This window comes from Candidatus Megaera venefica (assembly GCF_034554655.1).
Taxonomy (GTDB): Bacteria; Pseudomonadota; Alphaproteobacteria; order Rickettsiales; family Rickettsiaceae; genus Megaera_A; species Megaera_A venefica.
Genome location: NZ_JARJFB010000198.1, coordinates 1 through 2,576 on the forward strand (window position 1 = coordinate 1; position 2,576 = coordinate 2,576).

General features: G+C 32.8%; 4 protein-coding genes. All 4 read right to left on the reverse strand.

Going from position 1 to position 2,576, the window contains the following annotated elements:
- Positions 1-328: transposase (locus Megvenef_RS08755; protein WP_322776028.1), on the reverse strand; the 328-nt coding region annotated here is incomplete at its 3' end.
- 380 nt (positions 329-708) lie between these two features.
- Positions 709-945 (reverse strand): DUF2312 domain-containing protein, encoded by a 237-nt coding sequence (locus Megvenef_RS08760; RefSeq protein WP_322777549.1) that lies wholly within the window; start codon positions 943-945, stop codon positions 709-711.
- 65 nt (positions 946-1,010) lie between these two features.
- Positions 1,011-1,709 (reverse strand): hypothetical protein, encoded by a 699-nt coding sequence (locus Megvenef_RS08765; protein WP_322777550.1) that lies wholly within the window; start codon positions 1,707-1,709, stop codon positions 1,011-1,013.
- Positions 1,710-1,946: 237 nt separating this feature from the next.
- Positions 1,947-2,243 (reverse strand): hypothetical protein, encoded by a 297-nt coding sequence (locus Megvenef_RS08770; RefSeq protein WP_322777551.1) that lies wholly within the window; start codon positions 2,241-2,243, stop codon positions 1,947-1,949.
- Positions 2,244-2,576: the final 333 nt, after the last annotated feature.

A 2,576-nucleotide genomic window follows, 5' to 3' on the forward strand; every position in this document is an offset into this window, starting at 1 on the left:
CTTCAGACACATCAAGATCTTGCTGCAAATATTCATAACCACAAAAATATTGCCAATAAATATTTTCCTTTAGCTCTTCCTCCGTAAACGAATCAGAACCGTTGTACATAGCTTGAAGCATTGATAGTGCTAGCATTACTCTATGATCTTTCTTATTTCTACCAAATTGCTTGATTTCAATGTTAGGCAATGCTCTGGCTTCAAGTTCAGACCAATTTACTAAATCCCTTAGTTTATATAACTTGTTTTTAGGATTTAGTTTTGTAGATAATTTCTCTTCAAATAACCTTTCTTGTTTTTGGAGAAAAGTAATATTTTCTATAGGCATAATTTTAAAATCCGTAAGCTTTATGCGGTAATTATACCATTTTCTTATGGATTTTGTAAGCTGTTTATGACATGAAACCCCTTGTTAATTCAGGCGGGGAGAGTTTTGACGGAGGGACTTCTTAGCAAGGTCAATCAATTTTTAAAATTTAGTTCAAGTATGCTTTTGGTTAAACATGAACTATGTATTAATATAATAACTATTTATTAACTTTTGTATTCTTACCTTAAAATTTTATCCGGTTTAGATGTGTTTTAAAGAGCTATCTTTTCTCCCTAATTTGATTCTATATTAAAAAATAATTCCTTTTAAAAATGGGCTTATTTTGATTTAAACTCAATTTATTTTTTTAAAAATCCTACCGAACAAAATTAGGTTAATTATATACCCACAGCTCCGCGATAAAGTTCGATCAAACTATCTTCCTCGGCTAAAGCGTCTTTATCTTTTTTTCTTAGTTTTAGGATGTGCTTAATGATTTTCACGTCGTAGCCTTTTGATTTAGCCTCGTTGTAAGCATCTTTTGTCACATCGGCTAGCTCGTTCTTTTCTTCTTCGAGCTTTTCAAGCTTGCTTATAGTATTAAGCAAATCCTGTGAATCTACTACTTCTTGCATAGAGTATTGACCTATTTCTATAATTTATATTGTCTAAAATACGAATGTAATTTTTCTTGTAAATACTAAAAATTATACTTTATACCGACAGAAACTATAGGCAAGAATTTTAAATATTTTTTAACTTTGTTCAAGCTTTTATTAGCATCTCGGTTAAGATCACCGATCACTTCTTGATCATTTGCGGCAAGACCGGTAGCCGATACTTTAATCTTCGCTTTACCCGAGTACATAACACCGGCTTCTGCATTGAAGCTCCAAGAGCTCTCTGATATAAACGAGTTATCATAACCGATACTGACTATCGAAGCAATTTTACTACCGAGGGTTAATTTTGATTTAACCGTACCTAAATCTTCCGGCGCATAGTCTGCACCGTATAAAGTAACCGTTTTATTCGGTTTAGCGGTAGCCGTTACCTTATTACCGTTATAAGCAATACCTGCCGACACTCTAAAACCGGAATTATCAAACGGGTGATAATCTAGCATTAACGGTACTGTTAGAAGGGTTAACTTGCCTTTGTAATTTAATGAGCCTTTGTCTAAGGAATGATTATAGTGTAAATAGTTTACGCCGAACCGTCCGTACAAATTATCGGCTATATGTGCTCTGCCTTCAATACCGACTCCCGCCGTCCCTACTTTTGCACCGAGAGCAAACATACTATCGTCGTTACCTGCATAAGCGGTAGTAGATAACAAAGCGGAAACCGCTAATATTGATACGGCTTTAGTAACGTTGATATTTTTATAACTTCTCATAATAATTGATTCTTTTTTAGATTAATAATTTTCTATTTAATTCTAGTCTTAACAAGTCATAAACTAATAAGCGTAGGTAATACTTATGTTAATACCGATAATGATTCATTATACAATAACTTGTCGATATCCAAAAATAGAGACGTTTTTTATTAACTTCTATATATAAAATATATTAAAGATTGTGACGTTATAGAAACATTTTTTTGTAAATATCTTTCTTGGATGCGATCGTAATTATTTTCTCTCTTTTTGTTTGTCAAATTGAACTTCTTTCGTATTTAGTGATTTAGCCTCCCAGACCTGAACTTTACTATCTATTATCGATAAATTGTTCGGAGCGTCTACTCTAACGTATCTTGGAAACTGAGTGGCAACCAGATAACTTGTGAAAGCCGATACTAATCCTGAAAACAAAATAACAAAGGCTAGATTTTTTAGAAACCTCATATTTTTTTGAGATGATACTGCATCCGCATCCACTGCAAGTTGATTGCTGAACTGAGCTAGTTTTTGCTCTATAGTTATTTTCATATTATCACCGGTATCGGTTAATTGTTCTATACAAGGGTATTAACCACATTCCTGCGTAAATGTAACATAAGAGAAAACTCTATATCCCATAAGGCTTGTAGAGCACTAGACTTGCGATTCAACCAAAAAACTTTCCCATAAAAGATTAAATTAGCAATGGAAAAAAACGACTACAGCCCTTGATTTCAAAGAGACAAGAATCTAAACTTTACCGAAAAAGAACTTATTAGGGAAAGTGTTTATTTTCCATGATAAAACTAAGAAACTTTCCCTAAAATGGGATTTCTTGTACCTTTGTAGACCTATCGACAAATTAATAACTTATTGATAATA

Coding starts and splice junctions, on each gene's coding strand:
- Megvenef_RS08765 (WP_322777550.1), bottom strand. CDS start 1,709: ATGAGAAGTTATAAAAATATCAACGTTACTAAAGCCGTATCAATATTA.
- Megvenef_RS08770 (WP_322777551.1), bottom strand. CDS start 2,243: ATGAAAATAACTATAGAGCAAAAACTAGCTCAGTTCAGCAATCAACTT.
- Megvenef_RS08760 (WP_322777549.1), bottom strand. CDS start 945: ATGCAAGAAGTAGTAGATTCACAGGATTTGCTTAATACTATAAGCAAG.